The sequence below is a fragment of the Bradyrhizobium australiense genome (assembly GCF_013114825.1).
Classification (GTDB): Bacteria; Pseudomonadota; Alphaproteobacteria; order Rhizobiales; family Xanthobacteraceae; genus Bradyrhizobium; species Bradyrhizobium australiense.
The window spans coordinates 751,770-776,400 of sequence record NZ_JAAVLX010000003.1; the positions used below are offsets into that span (position 1 = coordinate 751,770).

Annotated in this window: 23 protein-coding genes; 13 read left to right on the forward strand and 10 right to left on the reverse strand. The window is 63.3% G+C overall.

The annotated features are described in order from the left end of the window. Positions 1–26 precede the first annotated feature (26 nt). Complete coding sequence (locus HCN58_RS10590) at positions 27–668, reverse strand: DUF4142 domain-containing protein (protein WP_171579279.1); 642 nt, start codon at positions 666–668, stop codon at positions 27–29. A 53-nt stretch (positions 669–721) separates the two neighbouring features. Beyond that, positions 722–2,116 (reverse strand): cytochrome B6, encoded by a 1,395-nt coding sequence (locus tag HCN58_RS10595; RefSeq protein ID WP_171579280.1) that lies wholly within the window; start codon positions 2,114–2,116, stop codon positions 722–724. A gap of 208 nt (positions 2,117–2,324) precedes the next feature. Here HCN58_RS10595 and HCN58_RS35685 point away from each other — a divergent pair, with 208 nt between their 5' ends. The 5 genes from HCN58_RS35685 (at position 2,325) to HCN58_RS10620 (ending at position 7,200) form a co-directional block, all read left to right on the forward strand. Further along, entirely contained in the window at positions 2,325–2,651 is a 327-nt protein-coding gene (locus HCN58_RS35685; RefSeq protein WP_235983585.1) for a hypothetical protein, read from the forward strand. Positions 2,652–2,673: 22 nt separating this feature from the next. After that, positions 2,674–3,264 carry an SCO family protein gene (locus HCN58_RS10605; RefSeq protein ID WP_171579281.1) on the forward strand — a complete coding sequence of 197 codons (591 nt, stop codon included), beginning with the start codon at positions 2,674–2,676 and terminating at the stop codon, positions 3,262–3,264. 91 nt (positions 3,265–3,355) lie between these two features. Further along, positions 3,356–4,273: a transporter substrate-binding domain-containing protein gene (locus tag HCN58_RS10610; protein ID WP_171579550.1), complete on the forward strand. Its 918-nt coding sequence runs from the start codon at positions 3,356–3,358 to the stop codon at positions 4,271–4,273. 68 nt (positions 4,274–4,341) lie between these two features. Then, positions 4,342–5,982: a lysine--tRNA ligase gene (locus HCN58_RS10615; RefSeq protein ID WP_171579282.1), complete on the forward strand. Its 1,641-nt coding sequence runs from the start codon at positions 4,342–4,344 to the stop codon at positions 5,980–5,982. Between the two features lie 435 nt (positions 5,983–6,417). After that, positions 6,418–7,200 carry a class II aldolase/adducin family protein gene (locus HCN58_RS10620; RefSeq protein ID WP_171579283.1) on the forward strand — a complete coding sequence of 261 codons (783 nt, stop codon included), beginning with the start codon at positions 6,418–6,420 and terminating at the stop codon, positions 7,198–7,200. Positions 7,201–7,309: 109 nt separating this feature from the next. On the opposite strand, the gene HCN58_RS10625 is transcribed toward HCN58_RS10620, so the two are convergent. Continuing rightward, positions 7,310–7,858: a mismatch-specific DNA-glycosylase gene (locus HCN58_RS10625; protein ID WP_171579284.1), complete on the reverse strand. Its 549-nt coding sequence runs from the start codon at positions 7,856–7,858 to the stop codon at positions 7,310–7,312. Positions 7,859–7,870: 12 nt separating this feature from the next. Beyond that, positions 7,871–8,521, reverse strand: a complete 651-nt coding sequence (locus tag HCN58_RS10630) for a S24 family peptidase (RefSeq protein WP_210265928.1) — start codon at positions 8,519–8,521, stop codon at positions 7,871–7,873. Between the two features lie 185 nt (positions 8,522–8,706). Here HCN58_RS10630 and HCN58_RS10635 point away from each other — a divergent pair, with 185 nt between their 5' ends. Both HCN58_RS10635 and HCN58_RS10640 read left to right on the forward strand, forming a co-directional pair. Continuing rightward, positions 8,707–9,051 (forward strand): DUF952 domain-containing protein, encoded by a 345-nt coding sequence (locus tag HCN58_RS10635; RefSeq protein WP_028347984.1) that lies wholly within the window; start codon positions 8,707–8,709, stop codon positions 9,049–9,051. After that, positions 9,048–10,145 carry a quinone-dependent dihydroorotate dehydrogenase gene (locus HCN58_RS10640; RefSeq protein WP_171579285.1) on the forward strand — a complete coding sequence of 366 codons (1,098 nt, stop codon included), beginning with the start codon at positions 9,048–9,050 and terminating at the stop codon, positions 10,143–10,145. Before HCN58_RS10635 ends, HCN58_RS10640 begins: the two co-directional genes overlap by 4 nt. Before the next feature lie 111 nt (positions 10,146–10,256). Here HCN58_RS10640 and HCN58_RS10645 read toward each other — a convergent pair whose 3' ends face one another. The 5 genes from HCN58_RS10645 to HCN58_RS10665 all read right to left on the reverse strand — a co-directional run bounded on the left by HCN58_RS10645 (position 10,257) and on the right by HCN58_RS10665 (position 15,635). Then, positions 10,257–11,582: an MATE family efflux transporter gene (locus tag HCN58_RS10645; protein WP_171579286.1), complete on the reverse strand. Its 1,326-nt coding sequence runs from the start codon at positions 11,580–11,582 to the stop codon at positions 10,257–10,259. 2 nt (positions 11,583–11,584) lie between these two features. Then, on the reverse strand, positions 11,585–12,319 hold the full coding sequence (locus tag HCN58_RS10650; protein WP_171579287.1) for an MBL fold metallo-hydrolase: 735 nt from the start codon (positions 12,317–12,319) through the stop codon (positions 11,585–11,587). 24 nt (positions 12,320–12,343) lie between these two features. Further along, on the reverse strand, positions 12,344–12,646 hold the full coding sequence (locus tag HCN58_RS10655; protein ID WP_171579288.1) for a DUF6460 domain-containing protein: 303 nt from the start codon (positions 12,644–12,646) through the stop codon (positions 12,344–12,346). Positions 12,647–12,741: 95 nt separating this feature from the next. Then, the gene (locus tag HCN58_RS10660; RefSeq protein WP_171579289.1) at positions 12,742–14,601 is read right to left on the reverse strand and encodes a cisplatin damage response ATP-dependent DNA ligase; all 1,860 of its coding nucleotides are present in this window, start codon (positions 14,599–14,601) and stop codon (positions 12,742–12,744) included. Continuing rightward, entirely contained in the window at positions 14,598–15,635 is a 1,038-nt protein-coding gene (locus HCN58_RS10665; protein ID WP_171579552.1) for a ligase-associated DNA damage response exonuclease, read from the reverse strand. Before HCN58_RS10665 ends, HCN58_RS10660 begins: the two co-directional genes overlap by 4 nt. A gap of 166 nt (positions 15,636–15,801) precedes the next feature. Here HCN58_RS10665 and HCN58_RS10670 point away from each other — a divergent pair, with 166 nt between their 5' ends. From HCN58_RS10670 to pdeM, 4 genes are all read left to right on the forward strand, one after another. Beyond that, entirely contained in the window at positions 15,802–16,728 is a 927-nt protein-coding gene (locus HCN58_RS10670) for a class I SAM-dependent DNA methyltransferase (protein ID WP_171579290.1), read from the forward strand. Between the two features lie 125 nt (positions 16,729–16,853). Further along, on the forward strand, positions 16,854–18,083 hold the full coding sequence (locus HCN58_RS10675) for an ABC transporter substrate-binding protein (RefSeq protein WP_171579291.1): 1,230 nt from the start codon (positions 16,854–16,856) through the stop codon (positions 18,081–18,083). 248 nt (positions 18,084–18,331) lie between these two features. Further along, entirely contained in the window at positions 18,332–21,010 is a 2,679-nt protein-coding gene (locus HCN58_RS10680; protein ID WP_171579292.1) for a ligase-associated DNA damage response DEXH box helicase, read from the forward strand. A gap of 51 nt (positions 21,011–21,061) precedes the next feature. After that, the gene (pdeM, locus tag HCN58_RS10685; protein WP_171579293.1) at positions 21,062–21,733 is read left to right on the forward strand and encodes a ligase-associated DNA damage response endonuclease PdeM; all 672 of its coding nucleotides are present in this window, start codon (positions 21,062–21,064) and stop codon (positions 21,731–21,733) included. A gap of 165 nt (positions 21,734–21,898) precedes the next feature. Here the strand turns inward: pdeM and HCN58_RS10690 are convergent, their stop codons facing one another. Further along, positions 21,899–22,762, reverse strand: coding sequence for a LysR family transcriptional regulator (locus HCN58_RS10690; RefSeq protein WP_171579294.1), 864 nt, complete (start codon positions 22,760–22,762; stop codon positions 21,899–21,901). 97 nt (positions 22,763–22,859) lie between these two features. On the opposite strand from HCN58_RS10690, the gene HCN58_RS10695 reads away from it, so the two are divergent. Further along, on the forward strand, positions 22,860–23,783 hold the full coding sequence (locus HCN58_RS10695) for a DMT family transporter (protein WP_171579295.1): 924 nt from the start codon (positions 22,860–22,862) through the stop codon (positions 23,781–23,783). Between the two features lie 13 nt (positions 23,784–23,796). After that, a complete protein-coding gene (locus tag HCN58_RS10700; protein WP_171579296.1) occupies positions 23,797–24,579 on the forward strand; it encodes an MBL fold metallo-hydrolase in 783 nt (260 codons plus the stop codon). Positions 24,580–24,631 lie beyond the last annotated feature (52 nt).

Consider the following 24,631-nt stretch of genomic DNA (forward strand, 5'->3'; position numbering starts at 1 on the left):
TGACGGACCTTTTTCGAGCGCTCGGTTCACTTTCGCTTCTCTCGATTTGTTGGCGGCACCTCGGCCTGCGCCTGCTGCGCCATCTCCGCGGCAATAGCCTGCGCCATCCGGAGGTGCCCCAACACGGTCGGCAGGAGGTCCGATGCGAAGTCCTTCAGTTCGGCGTTCTCGCCCGAGCCGATCTCGTATTCCAGAAGCTGTGCTGTCTTCTGGTGCTCGATAATCTGGCCCTGGATGTAGGAATGGTCGAACTGGGCGCCGTCAGATTGTTGCAGCCTGACCTGCATGGCTTTGTGTTCCTCGTCCAACCTCTCAGGCGGTGCGATGCCGACTGCCTTGACAATCGTCGAAAGCCTGTCGTTGGCAGCACTGTGATCGCGGCTCATTTGCTGGGCAAATTCCTTCACGGCCCGACCGGTTGCTTTTTGTGCCGCAAGCTTGCCCAACTCCACCTCCGCCAATCCGCCAACGGTCGCTGAGTGAATGAAGGCTTGGTCCGGTGGATTGGTTTGGCGCGGTGCGGGCACACTGGACGCTGATTGCTTGGTACCCGGTAGCATGCCGCCGGGATTGCCGGGTGCCGGGCTTGCCGGATCGGTCGTCTGACCAAAGGCAGGGGGCACAAGAAGCGCAATGGCAAGCGATGCGAAGGCAACGAAGCGAATCATTTCAACCTCCTTCGACGGGCCAGAGACGTTGACCTGTGCGAGCGCGGGTGGCGTCAGAGCGTGAGCATGTAGGCCACCAACGAATCCTTCTCCTCCTGTGTCAGCTTCAGGCTGAGCACCAGGTTGAAGAACTCGACCGTATCGGCGAGCGTCAGCAGCCGCCCATCATGCAAGTAAGGCGGCGAGTCCTTGATGCCGCGCAACGTCAAGGTCTTGATCGCTCCATCGGGCAACGCCACCTGGCCGTTGACGGTCTGGCCCATGTTGTAGAAGCGCTCGAGCTTCAGATCGTGCATATTGTTGTCCAGGAACGACGTCTGCGGCGCATGGCACTGTCCGCACTGGCCCTTGCCCAAAAAGACCTGCTCTCCTGCGAGTTCCTGCTGGGTCGCCTTGCTGGGGTCGAGGCGTCCCATTGGGTCGAGTTTCGGTGCAGGTGGGAAGTCGATGATGTTTTGCATCTGCGCCATCATCGGGACCTGATCAAAGCGATCCGGCAGATTGACGCCCTTGCGCTGCGCGCTGACGTGATCGCCGTTGAAATACGCCGTCCGCTGTTCGAATTGCGTGAAGTCCTCGACTGAGCGCAGCGATCGTTTCGAACCGTGAATCTGCTGGTTGAACATGCCGCGGAGGCTAACCGTATCGAGGCGGAAGCGCGCCGCCTGCGGACGAATGTCAGGCGTCAGATGGAACGCGGCATTGGTGTGAAAATTCGCATGGCAGTCGAGGCAGGTGACGCCAAGACTCTGGTCCGCGCTCTTGCGATCTTCTGTCTGGTTGAACTCTTCCTGCGGAAACGGTGTCAGCAGGAGACGCATTCCCTCCATCTGCACAGGGGTAAGCAGGCCCACCATCAGTTGATAGTAATTCTTTATTGTCAGGAGTTGGCCGTGCGAGACATCGCCCAACTCCGGATGGGTTGTGAGAAAGATCGGCGGCGGAAACTCGGGCGTGAACCGGTCCGAAAGGTCGAAATCGACATCGAAGCGCCTGAGATTGCGGAGCTCCTGCCGGCCCACCTCATCGATCTCCTGGTTCGGGAAAACCTGACCGCCAGTCGCCTGCTTGACGTGCGGCAGCGGCATGAACCCGGCCGGCAGCAGGCCGCGCTCGCGGATCTCGTTCGGACCCATCGCCGACAGGCTATCCCAGGTAACGCCCGCGGGGAGCTTGACACGCACACCGCCCTGCACCGGCTTTCGCCCGCCCGACATCATGAAATTGGCGATCGGCCGATTCGAGAGGTCATAGCGCCGCTCAAAAAGGGCCTGCTGACGCTGCATGACTTGCGGCTTCTGGGCCTCATCGAGCGCCTTCACCGCATCGAGAGGCAGCGTCGGAAGTGGCCGATAAGTCGCATCTGGAGGCAGCGGATCGGCTAGCGCGGCGACTGCAAGCAGGCCTGCCCCGGCCAACGGGAGAGCCACTCTCAGACGTTTTGACATCGAAAGGCCTCCGACTTCGGAGCGCGCAAAGCCGGAGCGACAATGCAGGCCACCAACGCAGATGCGTTGCCAAACGCGTGCGGCTCTTCCTTGTTCCTACTGACAAACATTCCCGCAGCGGTAGAGTTTTGGACAACGCCATCCGCAAGGTTCTGGCGGACATCACCTCGTCAGATTCGCAAGCACTCACGTTTCTAGAGGCAGCCCAATGCGCCAGCGCTTGCTGGCGCTCTCTAACGGCATCGTCCTCGCTTTGCAGCAGCTTGTCCCTCCGCATGACGTGATCCATCCAGCAGCCATTCCGCTTGCCTGCCCGGGGAACTCGCCCTATCTGAAACCCATGGTTCAGCGGATTTCCACCCACCACGGCATGATGGCGGCGACCCGGCCGCAGGGCAGGGTTGCGTCCATGATCGTTTCGGGCGCTGCCAGCCTCGGCATGCTGGCCATGCTTGGCGCGGCTGCATTGTGGTTCCATTACGGCACCACGGTGTTTTTTGAAATGATTGCCGCCGGCATCTCGGCCTGCTTCTGATCGGGCAAGAAGGATTCCTCCCATGGACCGGACCATTCGCCCGCTGGTGATTATCGCTGCCTTCGCCGCGAGCCTCGCGATCGGACTGGCTATCATGCTGTGGGCGCTCGGCGGCTTGCGCACCGTCACGGCGCCGGCTGCGATCGGCGGGCCGTTTCAACTGACCGATCAGGCCGGCCAGACCGTCACCGAGCAGAATCTGAAGGGCAAGCCGACGCTGATCTTCTTCGGCTTCACCCATTGTCCTGATGTCTGCCCGACCTCGCTGTTCGAGATTTCCGAGGTGCTGAAGGCGATGGGCAAGGACGCCGACCGCGTCAATGCCTGGTTCGTTTCCGTCGATCCCGAGCGCGACACGGCGGCCGCGATGAAGGACTATCTGTCCAGCTTCGACCCGCATTTGAAGGGGCTGACCGGTGAGCCGGCGGCGGTGGCCAAGGTGCTTTCGGCCTACCGGGTCTATGCCCGGAAAGTGCCGCTCAAGGATGGTGATTACACGATGGATCACACCGCGCTGATCTACCTGATGGATCGCGACGGCAATTTCGTCGCGCCCTTCAACCTGAAACGGACGCCCGAAGAAGCTGCCAAGGATCTGAAGCGCTATCTCTGAGCGGCGGCCCCGGCCAAAAGCCGAAAACGGCCTCGCATCGCGGGCCGGATGGTCTATAAGGCCGTGAAAATCCGCAAGCCCATTGCCGAAGATGCCATATCTTACCGTGCCGTTAACCAATGCAAGACTGCGTCGAACCATCAGCGCCTGGTTGGTCGGGGTGTCGATCGCGTCCGCATTGACGGCGGTCAGTGGTGCTGCGGCTCATGCCCAAACCCAGCCCCGTCCGGCCGTCGAGGCGGCCCCGCAGGCGGTGCCCGGCTTCTGGGACCCGCGGCGGCGTCCGGACCGGCCGGACATGTCGCGCCTGACCGTGATCCGGTTCCTGACCGAAACCGATTACCCGCCGTTCAACTTTACCGGCCCGGACGGCAATCCTGCCGGCTTCAATGTCGATCTGGCGCGCGCACTATGCGACGAGATCAAGATTTCCTGCACCATCCAGATGCGCCGGTTCGAGACGCTGGTCGATGCCATCACCAGCAATCGCGGCGACGCCATCATCGCCTCCATGGCGGTGACGCCAGCCCTGCGCGCCCGGGTTGATTTTACCGATCCCTATTACCGCGCGCCAGCGCGCTTCGTGTCGCGGCGCGATGCTGTGATGCCGGAAGTCCGCCCGGAATATCTCGAAGGCAAGAAGGTCGGCGTCATCGGCGGCACCTCGCACGAGGCCTATCTGAAGGCGATGTTCACCGACGCCGAGATCAAATCGTACCCGAACGACGACGCGCTGCGGCTGGCGCTTAGACGAAGCGAGGTCGACTTCATCTTTGGCGATGCGATCTCGCTGGCGTTCTGGATTAACGGCACCGATTCCGCCGAATGTTGCGCCTTTTCCGGCGGGCCCTTTGTCGAGAGCCGCTATTTCGGCGAGGGCATCGGGATTGCCGTCCGCAAGGGCAACGACTTGCTGCGGACGTCGCTGAACTGGGCGCTGTTCCGGATCTGGGAAAAAGGCCGCTTCACCGATCTGTGGCTGCGGTACTTTTCGATCAGTCCGTTTTGACGCGCCGTCATTTTGCATTTTGCCGCGGAAGCGCTAGTTTCCGCGGCTTCCGGAGAGAGCCTCAATTGATGTCCGTCATCGACCTTGCCGCCAGCCCGAGCGATTTGCGCGCGCTCGCCGAACAATCCAGCGCCTGGCCGTTCGAGCAGGCCAAAGCCATTGTCACGCGGCTGAAGAAGAACCCGAAGTACGAGGTGCTATTCTCGACCGGTTACGGGCCATCGGGGCTGCCGCATATCGGCACCTTCGGCGAGGTCGCGCGCACCACGATGGTTCGCCACGCCTTTCGCGTGCTGACGGAGGACAAGATCAAGACCCGCTTGATCGCGTTCTCCGACGATATGGACGGCCTGCGCAAGGTGCCGGACAATGTGCCGAACAAAGAGCTTCTCGAGCAGCATCTCGGTCGACCGCTGACGAAGGTGCCCGATCCGTTCGGCACCCATGACAGTTTCGGCGCGCACAACAATGCGCGGCTGCGCGCGTTTCTCGATACTTTCGGCTTCGACTATGAATTCGCCAGTTCGACCGACTACTACACGTCGGGCAGGTTCGACGCCGCGCTGCTGCGCATGCTGGAACGACTCGATGCGGTCATGAAGATCATGCTGCCGTCCTTGCGCGAAGAACGCGCCGCGACCTATTCGCCGTTCCTCCCGATCTGCCCGCGCACCGGCATGGTGCTGTACGTGCCGATCGTCGAGCATGATGTGAAGGCCGGCACGGTCTCCTATGACGATCCCGAGACCAAGGAGCGCGTCACCGTGCCGGTGACCGGGGGGCATTGCAAGCTGCAATGGAAGCCGGATTGGGCGATGCGCTGGTTCGCGCTCGGCGTCGATTACGAAATGGCCGGCAAGGATCTGATCGACTCGGTCAAACTGTCCGGCAAGATCTGTTCGGCGCTCGGCGGGACGCCGCCGGAGGGGTTCAACTACGAACTGTTCCTCGACGAAAAGGGCCAGAAGATTTCGAAGTCGAAGGGCAACGGGCTCACCATCGACGAATGGCTGCGCTATGCCTCGCCGGAATCGCTGTCGCTGTTTATGTACCGTGAGCCGAAGGCGGCGAAGCGGCTGTATTTCGACGTGATCCCGCGCAACGTCGACGACTACCAGCAGTTCCTTGACGGCTTTCCGCGGCAGGATGCCAAGCAGCAGCTGCAGAATCCGGTCTGGCACATCCATTCCGGCAGGCCGCCGAAGGCCGACATGCCCGTCACCTTCCAGCTTCTGCTGACCTTGGTGTCGTCGTCGAACGCGGAAAACGCCGAAACGCTCTGGGGCTTTATCGGCCGTTATCGTCCGGGCGTCACGCCGCAGACGCACCCGAAGCTGGACGCGATGGTCGGCTACGCCATCAATTACTACCGCGATTTCGTGGCGCCGACGAAGAAATTCCGCGAGCCGACCGACAGCGAACGCGCCGCGCTGCAGGATCTGCGCGACGCGCTCTCGCAGTTGCCGGCAGGATCGAGCGCCGAGGACATCCAGAACGTAGTCTACGAAATCGGCCGCCGCGAGCCGTTCCTCGATCCTGTCAAGAAGGGCAAGGACGGCAGGCCAGGCGTCTCGCTCGACTGGTTCAACATGCTCTATCAGGTGCTGCTCGGCCAGGAGAAGGGCCCGCGCTTCGGCTCATTCGTCGCGGTGTACGGCATGCAGAATGCGATCGCGATGATCGACGGCGCGCTGGCCAGGAGCGCGTAGCAAGAACCGACGATACGCCAGAGACCGTCTGCGCGGGCTTGACCCGCGCGTTCATCTTACTTGGCGAGACTCTTTCGTGATGGATTGCCGGGTCTTCGACGGTCCATTGATTCCGCCAAAGATCAGATGAAGGTTTGAATTATCCGATTCGGTGGAAGCTAAGCTTAAATATCGTCGCGAGGCTGCCATTACGTTGCCGTAGCCCGGATGGAGCGCAGCGAAATCCGGGGCCAGGCAAGCGGCGCACGCTGCTTCCGGATTGCGCTTCGCTCCATCCGGGCTACGCATCGGCGCGATGCAGGGCCACCAAACCGGGATGGCTGGCCCGCCGCAATTTCAGCCATGGCGGCGCCGGATTGCGCTACACTACCGCGCATAACAGCCGTCAGAGGCTTCCGCCGAGGCCGGAAAATAAGCGCATCAGGGAGAAAGTTCATGCAGTTCAGGGTTTTGCCGAAGTCGCTCAGCGAGTACGGCGCCGAGGAATGGCAGGCGCGGGTCGATCTCGCGGCCGCGCACCGGCTGGCCTTCATCCAGGGGTTTTCCGAAGGCATCTTCAACCATCTGACTTTCGTGGTGCCGGGCAAGAGCGACCGCTATTATCAGATCCCGTTCGGCACGCATTGGTCCGAGGTTACGGCTTCCTGCTTTATGGAAGTCGGTATCGACGACGGCGAGGTCAAAAGCGGCGAGGGCGAGGTGGAGCGCTCCTGCTATTGCATCCACGCGCCGATCCACAAGGCGCTGCCGCAGGCGAAGGCGGTGTTTCACACCCACATGCCCCATGCCAGCGCGCTGACGCGGCTCGAAGACCCCCGCATCAAGGAAATCGGCCAGACCGAGGTCGGACTGTCGGGGGCCATTGCCTATGATGACGAGTACGCCGGCCCGGCGCTCGATCCAGCCGAAGGCGCGCGGCTTGCAAGAGTGATCGGCGACAAGACGGTGCTGTTCATGGCCAATCACGGCATCTCCACCGTCGGCGCCACCGTCGCCGAAGCGTATGACAAGCTCTATTACGTCGAGCGCGCCGCGCAGGTGCAGATCTACGCGATGTGGACCGGCCAGAAGCTGAAGCAGTTGCCGGCGCCCGTGGTCGAAAAGACCCGCCGCGAGTACATGGACGATCATCTCTATAAGGGCCCGACCCCGGCGCAACGGCATTTCGATGCCTTGAAGCGGATGCTGGATAGGAAAGAGCCGGACTACGCGACGTAAGTTTCGCGTCGTAGTCTTCCCGTCGTCGCTGCGAACGCAGGACCCATATGCCGCGGCCCGCGGAAAGGGCAGGCGGGGAGGCGTTGTTCTTCGCCACGAGCATTTGTGATTATGGGCCCCTGCGTTCGCAGGGGCGACGCTGTGATGAAGTTAATGGCTCTCCCGCCCGGACTTGATCCGCAAACCGGTGCCAGATTTCCGGACGCCAGCTTCCGTTGGCCGCACCCGAGGTCGACGGCAGTATCCACACTCTGGTATTGCCGATCAGTTCACGTTGCTCGCCATAGTCGCGCTTGCCGCCGAAGAATCTCTGTCCGGCCGTCTTGCTGGTGAACGCGAGAAATTGCGGACGAAATGTTGCGATGGCGTTGCTAAGCCGGGTGCGATCCGCCGCTGTCAGTGTGGGAAGCGTCGCACGGTCCATCCCCGCGCTTGCTTTAACGAGATCGGTCAGTCCGATCCCATGCTGCAGCAGGTGGCGATATTGATGCGGCTGCAGCGGCTCCGGTATCAGCCCTGTCTCGTGCAGAACCTTCCAGAATTTGTTTTGCCGGTGCGCGTAGTAGGCCCGCTCGGCGGCGGACGTCGTACCCGCGGCGGTTCCGCACAACACGATGCGAAGTGAATGTTGCAGCAGGTCGCTCAGCACGTCGGTCACGGAACGGCGATCCTACTGGCTCGCCCACACGATCCTGGCGATCCAGGCGACGTCGTCGGCATTGATCGTGCGGTCGGCATGCGCCGGATTGAGCGACTGCAGCTCCAGGGTTTTGGTGGTTCGGCGCTTCAATTCTTTGATCATCACTTCGCCGTCTGACGTCTTGAGCACCACGCGGTCGCCGCGCCGGATCGGCGTGCCCGGCGACACCAGGATGATGTCGCCGTCGCGATAGGCCGGCTTCATCGCATCGCCCGAGATTTCCAGCGCATAGGCGTGCTCGTCGCTGGCAGACGGCAGCGCCACCTCGTCCCAGCCCTTGCCCGCGGGAAAGCCGGAACCGTCGAAATGGCCGCCGCCGGCTTGCGCAAGGGCGAGCAGCGGCACCGACTGCTGGCCGCGCGCGCCGTCGCCGATCAATTGCACGAAGGTCTCGATCGACGAATTGGTCGCGGCCAGCGCTTTGGAAACGGATTCAGTTGATGGCCAGCGTTCGCGGCCATCGGCGGTGATGCGCTTGGATTTGTTGAACGTGGTGGGATCGAGGCCGGCGCGCTTGGCAAGACCCGAGGGCGACATGCCGGCGCGTTCCGCCAGCCGGTCGAGCGCGGTCCAGACTTGGCTGTGGGTCAGAATGCGTTGCGGCTTGGCCTGTCGGGCCATCGAAAGTCCCCGAAGCAAACTAGGAATTATTGCCTCATTCGGCCGCGTTGCGCAAATCTTCCAGCCGAACTCGGTGACCGCAGCGCTTGAGTTAGCCGCGGGCCGCCTTTACGGTCGGTCGCCAGCCCGGCCATTTCCGGGAAAATCCCAAGAGACTCAACGACAAGCAGGAAGTCCGGAAAGCCGTGCCCACGATCTATAAAATCACTCCCGCCTCAGCCTGGCGCGAGGCCGAACGGCAGGGCGTCTACCGGGGTAGTAGCGACGATCTGCGCGACGGCTTCATTCATTTTTCCACCGCCTCCCAGGTCGCAGAGACCGCGCGCAAGCATTATTTCGGCCAGACCGGGCTGTTCCTGGTCGCGGTCGATGCCGACGCGCTGGGCGACGCGTTGCGCTGGGAGCGTTCGCGCAACGACGAACTGTTCCCGCATCTCTACGGCGAACTCGATCTCGGCGCGGTGACCGGCATCCTCGACATGCGCGCGCGATCCGATGGCACTCACGACATTCCGGAGCTTCTCCCGTGATCCGCGCCTTCGACGCCTTTTCGCTGCCGCTGTTGCGCTGGTTCGATCCGGAGGACGCGCATCGCATGGCGATCCACGGCCTGCGGCTGCTGCCGCCGGTCAAGCCGCGCGCCGACGACCACAAACTAGCGGTGCGCGCCTTCGGCCTGAATTTTCCCAATCCGATCGGCATGGCTGCGGGTTTCGACAAGAGCGCGGAGGTGCCCGACGCGCTGTTGCGGCTCGGTTTCGGCTTTGTCGAGATCGGCACGGTGACGCCGAAACCGCAGGGCGGCAATCCGCGGCCGCGGCTGTTTCGGCTCGAGCGGGATGAAGCCGTGATCAACCGCATGGGCTTCAACAATGACGGCGCCGAAGCCGCGCTACGCCGGCTGGCGGCGCGCGCCCATAATGGCGGCATTGTCGGAGTCAATGTCGGGGCGAACAAGGATTCATCCGATCGCGTCGCCGATTATGTCAAGCTGATCGAGACGTTTGCGCCGGTTGCAAGCTATTTCACTGTCAATGTTTCCTCGCCGAACACGCCGGGTCTGCGCAATTTGCAGCAATCGGCCGCGCTGGACGAACTGCTGGCCAAGGTGATTGATGCGCGCGAACGGGTGCGGAAGAATGCCGGCGATTCGCCGGTGCTGCTGAAGATCGCGCCCGATCTGAGCCTCGCCGAACTCGACGACGTCGTGCATATCGCGCGCTCGCGCCGCGTCGACGGCATGATCGTCGCCAACACCACGCTGGCGCGCCCTTCGACCTTGCGCGAACAGGCTCGCGCGAAAGAGCAGGGCGGCTTGTCCGGACGGCCGCTGTTTCGATTATCGACTCGGATCGTGGCGGAGACCTATGTCCGCACTGAAGGCGCGTTTCCGCTGATCGGCGTCGGCGGCATCGATAGCGGCGGCGCGGCGTTGACGAAAATCCGCGCCGGCGCGAGCCTGATCCAGATCTATTCGTCGCTGGTGTACAAGGGCCTTCGCCTCGTCGACGACATCAAGAACGATCTTGCCTCGACCTTGCTGCGCACGGGGCGTGATTCGCTGTCGGAGATCGTCGGCGCGGATTCCGCGACGATTACGGCAGAGGACTGGCCGGTGAGGTAGTGACTGCAGCGGAAGCCCGGATGGAGCGCAGCGCAATCCGGGAAAACTTTATCCGCTTGCACGAAAGTCCCGGATTTCGCTTCGCTGCATCCGGGCTACGAACTATCCGGGCTATGACCCAAACGACTTCTTCAACAGCGCCGGATACCGCAGCGCCTCCAGCCCACCGCGCGCGGCGTAATGAACCAGTAGCGCGCCCCACAATCCGGCATTGCCGAACGACCGCATCGCAAACCAGGCGGCGAGAAAGATCACCAGCGAAGCCACCATCAGATTGCGCATGTCGCGCGCCCAGGTGGCGCCGATATAGATGCCGTCAAACGCAAAGGCGAAGACGCCGAGCAACGGCGCAAAAATCACGAATGGCAAATAATCGCGCGCAATGCGCCGCACCTCCACGCTTGCGGTCATCATGTCGACAAATGCGGGCCCGAACAGCAGGAAGCAGGCGGCGACCGCGAGCGCGAAGCCAAAGCCCCACATGACGACCAGCTTGACCGCCCCGGCGAACGCCGCCTTGTCGCGGGCGCCATAGGCACGGCCGCAGAGCTGCTCGGCGGCGTTGGCCAGGCCATCGAGGAAAAAGGCGCCGAACAGCAGAAAATTGTTGAGCACGGCATTGGCGGCGAGCGTCACGTCGCCGGCACGTGCGCCCTGCGCAGTGAAGAACAGAAACGCCGCGATCAGTGACGCGGTGCGGATCATGATATCGCGGTTGACCGAAAGCATCCGCATCAGCTTGGCCCGATCGAACAGCATCGCGCGGGAAATCGCGAGTTGCGCTTTCGAAAGGCGAAGGGCAATCAGCAGGCCGAGCATCAGGCCCGCGGCTTCCGCGGTCAGCGCGCCGATTGCAGCGCCGGCAATTCCGAAGTCGAGCGCCAGCACCAGCACGGCGGTCGCCGCCACGTTGATGAGGTTGATGGTGATCTGCGTGCCGAGTGCCAGCTTGGCCCGCGCCTGCCCAACCAGCCATCCCAGCACGACATAATTGCCGAGCGCCAGCGGCGCCGACCAGATCCGGACCGCGAAATACGTCTTTGCCGCACGCGTAGCGCTCTCGCTGCCGCCCATCGCGCCCAGCAGAACCGTTGCCAGCGGCATCTGCAGCGCAATCAGGGCCGCGCCGATCACGACGGCGACGATCAGTCCGCGCACCAGGATCGCGCGCAGTTCCGAGGCTTCGCCGGAGCCGAGCGATTGTGCCGTAAAGGCGACCGTGCTCATGCGGAGGAAGCCGAATAGCCAGAACATGCAGTCGAACAGCACTGAGGCCAAGGCGACGCCGCCGAGCAGCGTGGCATCGCCAAGCCTGCCGACCGCGGTGGTCGAGACAATTCCGATCAACGGCGTGGTCAGGTTCGCGACCATCGCGGGACCGGCGATGGCAAAGACCTGTGCTGTCGCCACCTTGGATGGCTTTACAGGCGAATGCATACCTAGAGCTCGACGACCATGCCGTCTTCGGCAGCAGTGTAGGGCAACTCGCCCAGCCGCCCGAGCATGTCGTCGCTCATATGCGTCAGCACCAGCCGCTTGGCGTTGATCTCCGGCAGGTGCGCTTCCAGCGTTTTCAGACTGAGGTGGTTCTTGACGGTCTTGTCGTAGTAAAACGTTTCCGCAATGAACAGGTCAGCATTGCGAGCCGCCGGGATCAGTGTATCGGTCCATTCGGTGTCTGCGCTGTAGGTGATGATACGCCCCTCGGCTTCGACACGGTAAGCCAGAAAGGGCCCGCCGGATTCGCCGTGAACCACTGGATGCGGCGTGACCTTGACCTCGCCAAATGTGCGACTTTGCTCCGGTTCAAGCGCAACAACCGAGAAATCAAAACGCTGTTTTGTCTTGGAGGAATGCTCGAACAGCGCTTCCATCAGATTGGGCAGCTTCGTCTCGATGCCCTGCGGGCCGGCAATGACGAGCGGGCGCGAGCGGCGCGTGAACTGCGCATCCAGCAGCAGGAATGGCAGGCCGCCAAAATGGTCGCCGTGGAAATGCGTGATCAGGATCAGATCGATCGCGTCGCGCGCGATGCCGAGGCGCTTCAGCGCCGGCAGTGACGACGCGCCGCAATCGATCAGGAAATTGACGCTGCTACCTGTGACGTGGAAGCAGGTATTATACCTGCCACCGGAGCCGAGCGCATCGCCGCAGCCGACAAATCGCAATTGCATCGGCTGCCACCGCCCAACGAGTTACTATCGCCCGCGCGGGGCGCCGAACAGCCGCGACAGCAGCCAGATCGGGATCACGATGACGGCGCCGAGCAGGAAGTAGCGCCACAGCCAATTGACGGCGTCGAAGCCGAGATCCCACAGCCGCCGGAACAGGGTCTGGATGCTATGCAGGATATTCCAGGGATCGAAACCGATGGCGGCGAGCACCACGCCGACCAGGATCGACAACAGGATCAGCCGGAACGCCACCGACAGCGGCGAGCCGCCGAGAAAACGGTACAGGCCGTCATTGCTGGCCGGTAGGTCTCTGACGTCGTTGGGCATCGGCTTCTCCTCGCGGTGATGTGCATTATAGGCGCGGCGGGGCACATGGGAAACCCGTTCGTGTCAATCAATGGCCGCCATGCGCCGTCGGAATGTTAATTTGCTGTCACGTCCTTCAGCATCCGCTCCAGCGTTTCCAGCCGGTCGGCCTCGCGCGGCGGCTTGTCCCAGCGCAGCCGGCTGATGCGTGGAAACCTCATCGCAACGCCGGATTTGTGCCGCGGCGAGCGGGCCAGCCCCTCGAACGCGACTTCCAGCACCAGGCCCTGATCCGGCTCATGCACGACATGGCGCACGGGGCCGAATTTTTCCGTCGTGTTGCGGCGGACGAAACGGTCGATCTGCAACAGCTCTTCATCTGTGAAGCCGAAATAGGCTTTTCCGACCGGCACCAGCTGTTCGCCATCCTCGCCTGAGGTCCAGACGCCGAAGGTGTAGTCCGAATAATAGGATGAGCGTTTGCCATGGCCGCGCTGCGCATACATCAGCACGGCATCAATGATGTGCGGATCGCGCTTCCATTTCCACCACTGGCCCTTGGGCCGGCCCGGCAGATACGGCGCGTCGCGGCGCTTCAGCATCACGCCCTCGACGGCATCAGCGTCCTCACCCGCGCCGGCATTGGCGGGATTGGCGCGCGCCGCCATCAGCACATCCCAGCTATCGAAGGCGATCGTCGGCGACAAATCGATGCGCGGATCGCGCAGCTTTTTGACGAAGGCCTCGAGATGGGCGCGGCGCTCGACAAACGGCAGTTCGCGCAGATCGTTCTCGTCATCGCCGAGCAGGTCGTAGGCGCGCAGATGAATCGGAAAATCCTTCATCAGCTTCGGCGAGACGACTTTCCGGTTCAGCCGCTGCTGCAGCACGTTGAACGTCTGCACGCGGCCCTCGCGCAATACCAATAGCTCGCCGTCGATGGCGCCGGGCAGGTGCAGCGACGGCACGAGGTCGGGGAAGCTCTTGGTGATGTCCTCGCCGGTGCGCGAATAGAGCCGCGCCTGCATGTGGCCGCGTTCGTCGCGGCCCGCGACCGCCTGCACGCGAATGCCGTCCCATTTCCATTCCGCGATGAAATCGGCCGGATCGAGCGTCGCGAAATCCGCATCCTCGATCGCATGCGCCAGCATCACCGGGCGGAACGGCGCCGGATCGCGGTTGACCGGCTTGTCGCCACGGCCTTCCAGCCATGCGAATAGTTCCAGATAGGGCGGGGCAAGCCCCGGCCACATCAGTTCGATCTCGTGTGGGTCCTTATTCCCGAGCGCGGCCGCGGCGGTCTTCGCGAGCCGCGCCGATATCCCGATCCGCATCGCGCCGGTGACGAGCTTTAACAGCGCCCAGCGGCCGGTCTCGTCGAGTTCGTCGAGCCAGCGCGCGAGCTGTTTTGGGAGGTCGGTCTTGCCGAGCGTGCGAAGGGTGGTGACGACTTCGGAGAGGGTGGGGGGAGGCGGGTTGTTGTGAAGATTGCTGGTGCGGAGTCGATCATCACTAGCACTACCCGCAGGGTGGCCCTCTCCCTGACTCTCCCCCCCAAGAGGGGAGGGAACGGAGAGAGTCTTGCCTGTGGCTTTCGACTTGTCCGGCGATGACAGCGCAGCACTCAACTGCGCTCCCTCCCCCCTCGCGGTGGAGGGCTGGGGAGAGGGGTGGCCCAGCAAAGATTCGCAGTAATCTCCCCCGCCCTTCGACCACATCAGCGCGACCGTCTCGGATAAATCGCCGACATAATCATAGGACAGTCCGAACAACACTGGATCGGTACGATCCATGATCATATCGCGGATCAGCCCCGGCTTGGCATGCTTGAACGACAGCGCGCCGGTCAGCGCCGCCAGCGCGTAGCCGCGGTCGGGATCGGGCGTATCGCGGAAATAGGCCGTGATCAGCCGCAGCTTGTTGTTGCGGCCGGGCTCATAGGCGAGACGGTCCAACAGTTCGGCAAAGCGGTTCATGCCTCGGCCTCGTCAGCCGCGATCACCTCGTGCTCTTCCTCGTCGCCATAGCCGACGAGATCGAGCGGCCGCGCGGCAAGTCCGCGCGCCTTGCACCAATGCACCAGCGCGTCTTCCTGCCCATGCGTGACCCAGACCTCGCCCGCGCCGGTGGCCTCAATGGTCGCGGTCAACCCGTCCCAGTCGGCATGGTCCGAGATCACCAGCGGCAGTTCGACGCCGCGCTGGCGGGCGCGCGCCCGCACCCGCATCCAGCCCGAGGCAAATGCCGTGACCGGATCGGGGAAACGTCTGGTCCAGATATCCGATGTGGCCTGTGGCGGCGCCAGCGTGATGGTGCCGGCGAGATCGGCTTTCTTCATTCCCCTCACCAGCCGCAACTCGCCGAGCGCGACGCCGCGGCTCTCATAGTAGCGCGTGATCGCTTCCATCGCGCCATGCAGATAGACCGGCGCGTCATAACCTTGCTCGCGCAACAGCGCGATCACGCGCTGCGCCTTGCCGAGCGAATAGGCTCCGACCAAATGCGCGCGCTCCGGAAACAGCGCGACCGAGGCCAGCAATTTCTTCACCTCATCCGCCGCATTGCCATGGCGGAAAACTGGCAGGCCAAAGGTGGCCTCGGTGATGAAGACGTCGCAGGGCACGACTTCGAATGGCGTGCAGGTCGGATCGATGGCGTCCTTGTAGTCGCCGGAAGCGACGATGCAGAGGTCCTTGCAGGAAACCGCAATCTGAGCCGAGCCCAGTACGTGGCCCGCGGGGTGAAATTTTATGGTGACGTCGCCGAGCTGGATTTCTTCGCCATAGCGAATGGCTTGGGTGGTGCGCGCAAAATTGTCGCCGTAGCGCAAGCGCATCATGTCGAGCGTTTCCTGCGTCGCCAGGACCGCGCCATGGCCGGGCCGGGCATGATCGGAATGGCCGTGGGTAATCACGGCGCGCTCGACCGGGCGAACGGGATCGATATGGAAGCCGCCCGGCTTGCAGCACAGGCCGGCGGGAAGGGGGATCAGGATATCCTGCGGACGCATCCAACTTATATAGGAAGCCTTGCGACGAATTTTACCCGTCATGCGCAGGCTTGACCCGCGCATCCATCTGCCGGAAAAATCTTTGATGGATTGCCGGGGCGCAGACAAGTTTACGTAGTCTGCACAAGGCAAACTACTATGCCCGGCAATGACAAGTTTGGAACCCATGCCTGCCCGCCTGTTTCTGTCCTCCGGCGATCTGATGGCCGACCGCCGATTCGAGTTCGCGCGCGATCTGCAATTGAAGGGCGATCTTGCGGCCGCCGCCGATCTGCTGCTGCAGGCGATCGAACTGGCGCCGAATTTCACGTCCGCCTGGTTCACGCTTGCCGATATCCACGAACAACTCGGCGAGCATGATGCGGCGGTTGCAGCATTCCGCCAGGCGCAGGCCAGCGACCCCGGCGACCGTCACGGCTCGGGGCTTCGATTGATGCGGCTCGGCGCTGAACCATTAGGCGGCATGCCGCAGGCCTATGTGCAAACCCTGTTCGATCAATATGCGCCGCGGTTCGAAACCTCGCTGGTGGACGATCTTGGTTATCGCGGCCCGGCGCTGCTGTTCAAGGCGGTGCTGTCGGTGCGATCAGCGGCGCGCAAGCCGGCGTTCTTCAAGCGCGCGATCGACCTCGGCTGCGGCACCGGGCTCGCAGCATCGGCGTTTGCCAGGGCAGTCGACCATTTCATCGGCGTCGATCTGTCGCCGCGCATGATCGAGCGGGCGCGCGGCACGGGCCGCTATGCTGAGCTGGAAATCGCGGACATGTTGCAGGGGCTACGCGCGAGGCCGGACGCCAGCGCCGATCTCATTCTCGCGGCGGATGCGATGGTCTATGTCGCCGACATCGCGCCGGTGCTGGTGGAAGCAGCGCGTGTGCTTGCGCCGGGCGGTCTGCTTGCTTTTACCGCGGAGACCCATGACGGCGAAGGCGTCATCATCGGTCAAGGGCTGCGCTACGCCCATGCTGCCGCTTACGTGCGTGCTTCGGTCGAGGGCGCGGGCCTTAAATTATCCCTGATCGAGGATTGCTCCGCCCGCAATGAATACAACGCTCCCGTTCCGGGCCTGGTCGCCGTCGCCGCCCACACTTGAGTCTAGACGCTACGATTTCCGCCCTGCGAAATGAGGCGGACTTTCGCAAGCGGCATGGCCGTCAGTTGGCTATTGCCGACGTCTCCGGAATGTAGATCATTGCGCGCAACCAAGGGAGAACAACAATGAACAAGAAACAAACCCGCCGTGAATTCGGCGCTACCGCGCTCGCCACCGCTTTTGCATCAACCATGCCCGCGCCTTTCGTCTGGGCGGCGGAGAAAAAATACGACCCCGGCGCGAGCGACACCGAAATCAAGATCGGGCAGACCGTGCCGCATTCCGGCCCCGGCTCGCTCTACGGCGTGCTCGGCCGCGTCGGCGAAGCCTATTTTCAGATGCTGAACGAAAAGGGCGGCATCAACGGACGCAAGGTGAAATTCTTCACCATGGACGACGCCTACAGTGCGCCGAAATGCGTCGAGGCGACGAGGCGGCTGGTCGAGCAGGAGGAAGTGCTGGCGCTGTACGGCTCGCTCGGCACCGCGCCGCAGACCGCCGTGCACAAATATCTCAATTCGAAGGGCGTGCCGCAGCTCTTGCTCAATACCGGCGCGTCGAAATGGAACGATCCGAAGAATTTCAAATGGACCATGGCGGGCCTGCCGCTCTATCCGACCGAAGCACGCATCCTCGCCCGGCATGTCGTGAGCGTGAAGCCGAACGCGAAGATCGGCATTCTCTACCAGAACGACGATTTCGGCCGCGACTTCCTCGGCCCGTTCAAGAAGGTGCTGGCGGATGCCGGCGGCACCGCCAAGGTGATCATGGAGCAGACCTACGATCTGACCGAGCCGACGATCGATTCGCAGATCATCAATCTCTCGAAATCCGGCGCTGACGCCTTCTACAACATTTCGACCGGCAAAGCCTCGTCGCAGTCGATCCGCAAAGTGGCCGAACTCGGCTGGAAGCCGCTACACCTGTTGTCGGCAGGCTCGACCGGCCGCTCGATTCTTGCCGCCGCCGGCCTCGAGAACGCAACCGGCATCGTCGCCATCAGATATGCCAAGGAAGTCGGCGTGCCGCGCTTCGAGAAGGATCCGGACGTGATGGCGTTCGAGGAGCTGCGCAAGAAATATCTGCCGAATGTCGATCCCGACAACACCATCGCCTTTGCAGGCTATGGCCAGGTGGCGTCGATGGCGGAGATCCTGCGCCGCTGCGGCGATGAACTCACCCGCGCCAATGTGCTGAAGCAGGCGACGATGCTGGCGGGCTTCCACTCGCCGTATTTCCTCGACGGCGTCAATTTCAGCTACACGCCCGAGGACTACACGCCGATGAAGACGCTCTATATCTCGATCTTCAACGGCAAGGACTGGGATATCTCGGATAAGCCGGTGACGGAATAGGGCGACTTCTCCCTCTCCCCCGTTCTTCACGGGGGAAGGTCGGGGTGAGGGGCTCCCTCCGCGAAGACGGTGACAGACGAACTCGCGGAGAGAGCCCCTCACCCGGCGCTGCGCGCCGACCTCTCCCCGCGAAGCGCGTGGCGAGGTGATTTCCGAGGCCCTCGACGAACCCGCTCCGACGGCTTACCTCTCCTGGTGTGCCGTCGCCCGACCCCTTGTCCCTCACGCCGCTTGAAACGGCTGCGCTCTTGCCGGACCGTTTCCGCCGCTGGTTCGCCGCGCGCGGATGGTCGCCGCGCGAGCATCAATTGGCGCTGCTGGCAAAGGCCCGCGACAACCGGTCGGCGCTTTTGATCGCGCCGACCGGCGCCGGCAAGACGCTCGCGGGGTTTCTGCCGACGCTGGTCGAACTTTCTGAAAATCTCCCCCTGAAAGGGGGAGGTCGGCGCGCTCGGCAGCGCAATTGCGCGCCTGAGCGCGACGGGTGGGGGGCAGCCCCGCGTATGGAGCAAGCGGCTGACCCCCAACCCGACCCTTCCCCTTTCAGGGGGAGGGAGTCTGAGCAACTTGCCGCGCATACCGATCAAGGCGAGAAAAAAACCTTCGTCTCCACCGGCCGCAGCGTGAAACGCACCGGCGGTCTCCACACCCTCTACATCTCGCCGCTGAAGGCGCTCGCGGTCGATATCGCGCGCAATCTGGAGACACCGATTGCCGAGATGGGGCTGCCGATCAAGGTCGAGACTCGTACCGGCGACACGCCGGTATCGCGGCGGCAACGGCAGCGGCGCTATCCGCCGGATATCCTGCTCACCACGCCGGAGCAACTGGCGCTGTTGCTGTCGTCCGATGACGCGCCGTTTCTGTTTTCCTCGCTGAAACGCATCGTGCTCGACGAGTTGCATGCGCTGGTTACCTCCAAGCGCGGCGATCTGTTGTCGCTCGGCCTGGCGCGGTTGTGGCGCCTGGCGCCGGAGATGCGCGCGATTGGGCTATCCGCAACGGTGGCCGAGCCAGAATCGCTGGCGCGGTTTCTGATGCCACAGCGCGATGGCAGGGAGGTCTCTGCCGACATTGTCGTGGCCGGCGGCGCGGCGGCACCGATCGTCGAGATGCTCGACACCCAGGAACGGCTGCCCTGGGCCGGCCATACCGCCCGCCATGCGCTCGGCGAGATGTATGACCTGATCCGGCGCAACAAGACCACGCTGATTTTCGTCAACACCCGCAGCCAGGCCGAAATGCTGTTCCAGGAATTCTGGCGCATGAACGACGATGGCCTTGCCATTGCGCTCCATCACGGTTCGCTCGACGTCGCCCAGCGCCGCAAGGTTGAGGACGCGATGGCCGCAGGAAAGCTGCGCGGCGTGGTCTGCACGTCGTCGCTCGACCTCGGCGTCGACTGGGGCGACGTTGATCTCGTGATCAATGTCGGCGCGCCGAAAGGCTCGTCGCGGCTGATGCAGCGGATCGGCCGCGCCAATCACCGCATCGACGAGGCCTCGCGTGCGGTGCTGGTGCCCGCCAACCGCTTCGAGGTGCTGGAGTGCCGCGTCGCAATCGATGCCATTGCGGATAATGCGCAGGATACGCCGCCGCTCCGCACCGGTGCGCTCGACGTGCTGGCGCAGCACGTGCTCGGCTGCGCCTGCGGCGAGCCGTTTCTTGCCGACGAGCTCTATGCGGAGGTGCTGACCTCGGCGCCTTATTCCTCGTTGACGCGGACCGACTTCGACGACGTGGTCGATTTTGTCGCCACCGGCGGCTATGCGCTGAAGACCTACGAACGCTTTGCCCGCATCAAGCAGGACAAGCAGGGCCGCTGGCGCGTCGCCAATCCAAAAGTGCGGCAAAGCTATCGCCTCAACGTCGGCACCATCGTCGAAGAAACGATGCTGAAGGTTCGCCTGGTGCGCTCGCGCAGCGGCGGCTCCGGCTCGACCGGCGCGCTCGGCCGCGGCGGGCGGATGCTGGGCGAGATCGAGGAAGCCTTTATCGAAGGCCTCGTTATCGGCGATACGTTTGTGTTCGGCGGTGAGGTCGTGCGCTACGAGGCGCTTGCGGAGGACGTGGTCTATGTCTCGCGCGCCAACGACAGGGACGCGAAAGTGCCGTCCTATATGGGCGGCAAATTTCCGCTCTCCACATACCTTGCCGAACGCGTCCGCAAACTGCTCGACGACCGCCGCGCATGGAACGCGTTGCCGGACCAAGTCCGAGACTGGCTGTCGCTGCAGAAGGATTTTTCCCGTGTGCCGGCGGTGCGCGAACTGCTGATCGAAACCTTTCCCCGCGCCAACAAACATTACCTCGTCTGCTATCCGTTCGAGGGCCGGCTGGCGCACCAGACGCTCGGCATGCTGCTGACGCGGCGGATGGAGCGGGCGCGGGTGCGGCCGCTCGGTTTCGTCGCCAATGAATATGCGTTGGCCGTATGGGGCCTCGGCGATATGTCGTTCATGATCCGGCACGGCAAGCTCGACCTCAATGCGCTGTTCGATCCGGACATGCTCGGCGACGATCTCGAGGCGTGGCTCGCCGAATCGGCGTTGATGAAGCGCACCTTCCGCACCTGCGCCATCATCTCCGGCCTGATCGCGCGGCGTTTCACCGGCGAGGAAAAATCGCGCCGCCAGGTGCTGTTCTCGACCGACCTGATCTATGACGTCTTGCGCAAGCACCAGGCCGACCACGTGCTGCTGCGCGCTGCGCGCGCCGACGCCGCAACAGGTCTGCTCGATCTCAAGCGATTGGGTGATATGCTCTCGCGTATTCACGGGCGAATCACCCATCGGGAACTCGAACATGTTTCACCGCTCGCGGTCCCCGTGATGCTGGAAATCGGCCGCGAGTCAGTTTATGGCGAAGCAGGCGACGTGTTGCTGGCGGAAGCCGCCGACGAACTCGTCAAAGAGGCGATAGGATAAGCGGGAAGGCACGTGACGGCAGGGGCGCAGTCTTCGGGAGACGATCAACAGATGCGCGCCTCGAAAGTCATGGTTGCCGACGTGACGTTCCGCGCCGACCTCTCCGGCGCGCTGTTCTGGCAGGAGCAGCGCCTGCTCGTCGTTTCAGATTTGCATCTGGAAAAAGGCTCCAGCTTCGCCGCGCGCGGCGTGCTGCTGCCGCCTTATGACACCGTCGCGACACTGAGCCGTCTCGGCGCCGTCATTGCCCGGCACGACCCGCGCATGGTGATTGCGCTCGGCGACAGTTTTCACGATCGCGACGCGCATCAGCGGCTGTCGGCGCCGGATCGCGAAGCGCTGTCAGCGATGCAGGCGCACCGCGACTGGATCTGGATATCGGGCAATCACGATCCGGCGCTGCCGTCCGATCTCGGCGGCGTGGTGGCGAGCGAAGTCGCGATCGGATCGATCGTGTTCCGACATGAGCCGACAGGGGCGGCAGGTGAAATCGCCGGCCATCTGCATCCCAAGGCGCGCGTCGCCACCCGGGGACGATCGATGGAGCGGCGATGCTTTGCGAGCGACGGCGAGCGCGCGGTGATGCCGGCGTTCGGCGCCTATACCGGGGGCTTGAGCATCCGCGATCCGGCGTTTGCGAAGATATTCCCGACGCCGGCTTTGATGGCGCATGTGCTCGGCGACAACCGGCTGCACGCGATTGCGGCGTCACGGTGTTATTGAGCACTTGATGCGAAGCCTTTCTTACCTCTCCCGCTTGCGGGGGAGGTCGACGCGCTCGAAAGAGCGCGGCGGGTGGGGGAAATCTCTCCCGGAATTCGAACATCTGTTATGCGGTTCCACCCCAGCCCTCCCCGCAAGCGCGAGAGCACCTTTCGCTTGGAAAGATTACGCCGCCTTTGCGTCGACGCTGTCGCAGAACTCAGCGAGGCGGTCGGCGAGCCGCAGCGTTGCGGGGCTGGCATCGGGCGAGGCCACCAGCGCCAGTTCGGTCTTGTCGATCGAGGCAAAGCCGTCTTTCGCCGTGAGCACGCGATGGCCTGCCTGGATCGCGATGTCGGAGAGAATGCTCAATCCCAATCCCGCGGCGACCGCGGCCTGGATGCCAGCGAGGCCAGAAGAAGTATAGGCCATGTGCCAGGAGCGCCCGGCGCTTTCCAGCGCATGAATCGCGCGCGAACGATAGAGGCAGCCGGCAGGAAAGCCGATCAGCGGCACCGAGCCAGCGTCGATATCGACCGGATGGGTTTTGCTGGTGACCCAGTGCACCTGTTCGGGCCACACCGCGATCGCCCCTTTCTCGCCGGCGTCGCGCTTGAGCAGCGCCAGATCGAGCTCGCCGCGTTCGATGTCACGCCGAAGATACGTGCTCTGGTCGGCGCGCACATCGAGCCGCAGGCCCGGCCGTGACCGCGAAAAGGTCGCCAGCAATTTTGCGAGACGATAGGCGGCGAAGTCCTCGGGGATGCCGAGCTTGATCGCGCCTTCGCTTTCCGGCCGCGCCACCACGTCGCGGGCTTCCTCGGCGAGCGACAATAACCGCCGCGCATAGGAGAGCAGCCGCTCGCCGGCCTCCGTCGGCGTCACGTCCTTGCCGTTGCGGTTCAATAGCGGCTGGCCGAGATCGTCTTCCAGCCGCTTGATCTGCTGGCTGACGGTCGATTGGGTGCGGTGGACGCGCTCGCCGGCACGGGTAAAGCCGCCGGCGTCGACGACGGACACGAAACTGCGCAGCAGCTCCAGATCGAGCATGCCAATGCTCCATTTACAAATCCACTGGATATCAGTCTATCATTTAATTTCCAAATATCAAGCCGCGGCTCTAGATCATGGGTAAAGGAGACTACCCATGTCCCTCGCCCCTTCGATCACGGTTCCCCGCGCCGGCTTCAATCCGCTACCGTTTTATATCGGCCTGTTCTGCCTGCTCTGGAGCTTTGCCTTCGTCGCCGGCAAGGTCGGCGTCACCGACTGCCCGCCGCTGATCTTGCTCACGGCGCGATTTTCGCTGGCGGGAATCCTGATCCTCGGTGTCACGGCGCTGCGCGGCGAGGCATGGTCCTCGCTGACCTGGCGCGATGCCGGAATCTTCGCCATCCTCGGCGTCGCCAATAACGCGCTCTATCTCGGCCTCGGCTACACCGGGTTGCAGACGGTATCGGCCGGCCTTGGCGGCCTGATTGTCAGCGCCAATCCGGTGTTCACTGCTGTACTTGCGGCGTTGTTTCTCGGCGAGGCGCTCACCTGGCGCAAGATGGCGGGGCTTTTGCTCGGCATCTCCGGCGTCGCCTTCATCGTCTGGCACCGCATGTCGGTCGGCACCGATAGTTTTCACGGCATCCTGTTCACGCTTGCGTCATTGGTCTCGATCGTCGCCGGCACGATCCTGTTCAAGATGCTGGCGCCGAAAGGAAGTCTCTGGGTCGGCAACGGCGTGCAGAACCTTGCCGCGGGCATCGTGCTGCTGCCGTTTGCGTTCACGCTCTCCAGCGTCGGCGACATCGTGCCGAGCGCGCGGCTTGCCGGCGCGTTTGCTTTCCTTGTGCTCGGCGGATCGATTCTCGCTTACCTGCTCTGGTTTCACCTCTTGAAGGTCTGCGGCGCGACGGCCGCGAGCGCCTATCACTTCCTGATGCCGCCGCTCGGCATCCTGTTCGCCTTCCTCGTGCTCGGCGAACACGTCGAATTGCGCGACCTGCTCGGCATCGTTCCCGTAGCCCTCGGCATTTATCTGGTGACCCGTCCCGCTACGGCGGTCGCCCAATCTTCGTAGAAGGAGCAAGTCAATGACAGTTACCATCACCCTGGTCGGCGGCCCGACCGCGCTTATCGAGGTCGACGGCTTCCGGCTGCTGACCGATCCGACCTTCGACGAACCCGGCGCCTATCAACTGCCGCACGTGAAACTGGAGAAGCTGGTTGGTCCCGCCGTCAGCGCGCATGACATCGGCGAGGTCGATGCCGTGCTGCTCAGCCACGACCAGCATTCGGACAATCTCGACCATTCGGGGCGCGACTTTCTCAAGTCGGCCAAGCGCGTGTTGACGACGGAGGTTGGCGCAAAACGGCTCGGCGGTCACGCCGAAGGCTTTGCGCCATGGGCTTCGACCGAACTGACCGGCAAGAATGGTCATTCGCTGACCATCACCGCGACGCCGGCGCGCCATGGCCCGGCGGGCATCGAACCGCTGGCCGGTGACGTAATCGGCTTCGTGGTTTCGTCGGGCAAGCCGGGCAGCCGTCCGATCTACATCAGCGGCGACACCGTCTGGTACGACGGTGTTGCTGAAGTGGCGAGGCGGTTCAAGGCCGGCGTGGTGCTGCCGTTCGCGGGCGCGGCGCAAACCCGCGGTCCCTTCCACATCACGATGGACACTAACGACACGATCGAGACCGCACGCGCGTTTCCGGACGCGGTGATCGTCCCCGTGCATACCGAAGGATGGAAGCATTTCCGCCAGAGTGCGAACGATCTGCGCGCCACCTTCGATACACTGGGCTTTGGGTCGCGGTTGCGGATTCTGGAGCCGGGCGTGGCGACCATCATCGAGCCGTTGAGCGCCGCGTGATGCTTACAACGTGTCCGGCCAGCGTCACCGAACAGGTTCCTTGCCTGGAACC

Coding starts and splice junctions, on each gene's coding strand:
- HCN58_RS10695 (WP_171579295.1), top strand. CDS start 22,860: ATGTCCCTCGCCCCTTCGATCACGGTTCCCCGCGCCGGCTTCAATCCG.
- HCN58_RS10670 (WP_171579290.1), top strand. CDS start 15,802: ATGCCTGCCCGCCTGTTTCTGTCCTCCGGCGATCTGATGGCCGACCGC.
- HCN58_RS10675 (WP_171579291.1), top strand. CDS start 16,854: ATGAACAAGAAACAAACCCGCCGTGAATTCGGCGCTACCGCGCTCGCC.
- HCN58_RS10605 (WP_171579281.1), top strand. CDS start 2,674: ATGGACCGGACCATTCGCCCGCTGGTGATTATCGCTGCCTTCGCCGCG.
- HCN58_RS10630 (WP_210265928.1), bottom strand. CDS start 8,521: ATGGCCCGACAGGCCAAGCCGCAACGCATTCTGACCCACAGCCAAGTC.
- HCN58_RS10690 (WP_171579294.1), bottom strand. CDS start 22,762: ATGCTCGATCTGGAGCTGCTGCGCAGTTTCGTGTCCGTCGTCGACGCC.
- HCN58_RS10650 (WP_171579287.1), bottom strand. CDS start 12,319: ATGCAATTGCGATTTGTCGGCTGCGGCGATGCGCTCGGCTCCGGTGGC.
- HCN58_RS10590 (WP_171579279.1), bottom strand. CDS start 668: ATGATTCGCTTCGTTGCCTTCGCATCGCTTGCCATTGCGCTTCTTGTG.
- HCN58_RS10615 (WP_171579282.1), top strand. CDS start 4,342: ATGTCCGTCATCGACCTTGCCGCCAGCCCGAGCGATTTGCGCGCGCTC.
- HCN58_RS10595 (WP_171579280.1), bottom strand. CDS start 2,116: ATGTCAAAACGTCTGAGAGTGGCTCTCCCGTTGGCCGGGGCAGGCCTG.
- HCN58_RS10700 (WP_171579296.1), top strand. CDS start 23,797: ATGACAGTTACCATCACCCTGGTCGGCGGCCCGACCGCGCTTATCGAG.
- HCN58_RS10660 (WP_171579289.1), bottom strand. CDS start 14,601: ATGAACCGCTTTGCCGAACTGTTGGACCGTCTCGCCTATGAGCCCGGC.
- HCN58_RS35685 (WP_235983585.1), top strand. CDS start 2,325: ATGCGCCAGCGCTTGCTGGCGCTCTCTAACGGCATCGTCCTCGCTTTG.
- HCN58_RS10665 (WP_171579552.1), bottom strand. CDS start 15,635: ATGCGTCCGCAGGATATCCTGATCCCCCTTCCCGCCGGCCTGTGCTGC.
- HCN58_RS10620 (WP_171579283.1), top strand. CDS start 6,418: ATGCAGTTCAGGGTTTTGCCGAAGTCGCTCAGCGAGTACGGCGCCGAG.
- HCN58_RS10610 (WP_171579550.1), top strand. CDS start 3,356: ATGCCATATCTTACCGTGCCGTTAACCAATGCAAGACTGCGTCGAACC.
- HCN58_RS10655 (WP_171579288.1), bottom strand. CDS start 12,646: ATGCCCAACGACGTCAGAGACCTACCGGCCAGCAATGACGGCCTGTAC.
- HCN58_RS10645 (WP_171579286.1), bottom strand. CDS start 11,582: ATGCATTCGCCTGTAAAGCCATCCAAGGTGGCGACAGCACAGGTCTTT.
- pdeM (WP_171579293.1), top strand. CDS start 21,062: ATGCGCGCCTCGAAAGTCATGGTTGCCGACGTGACGTTCCGCGCCGAC.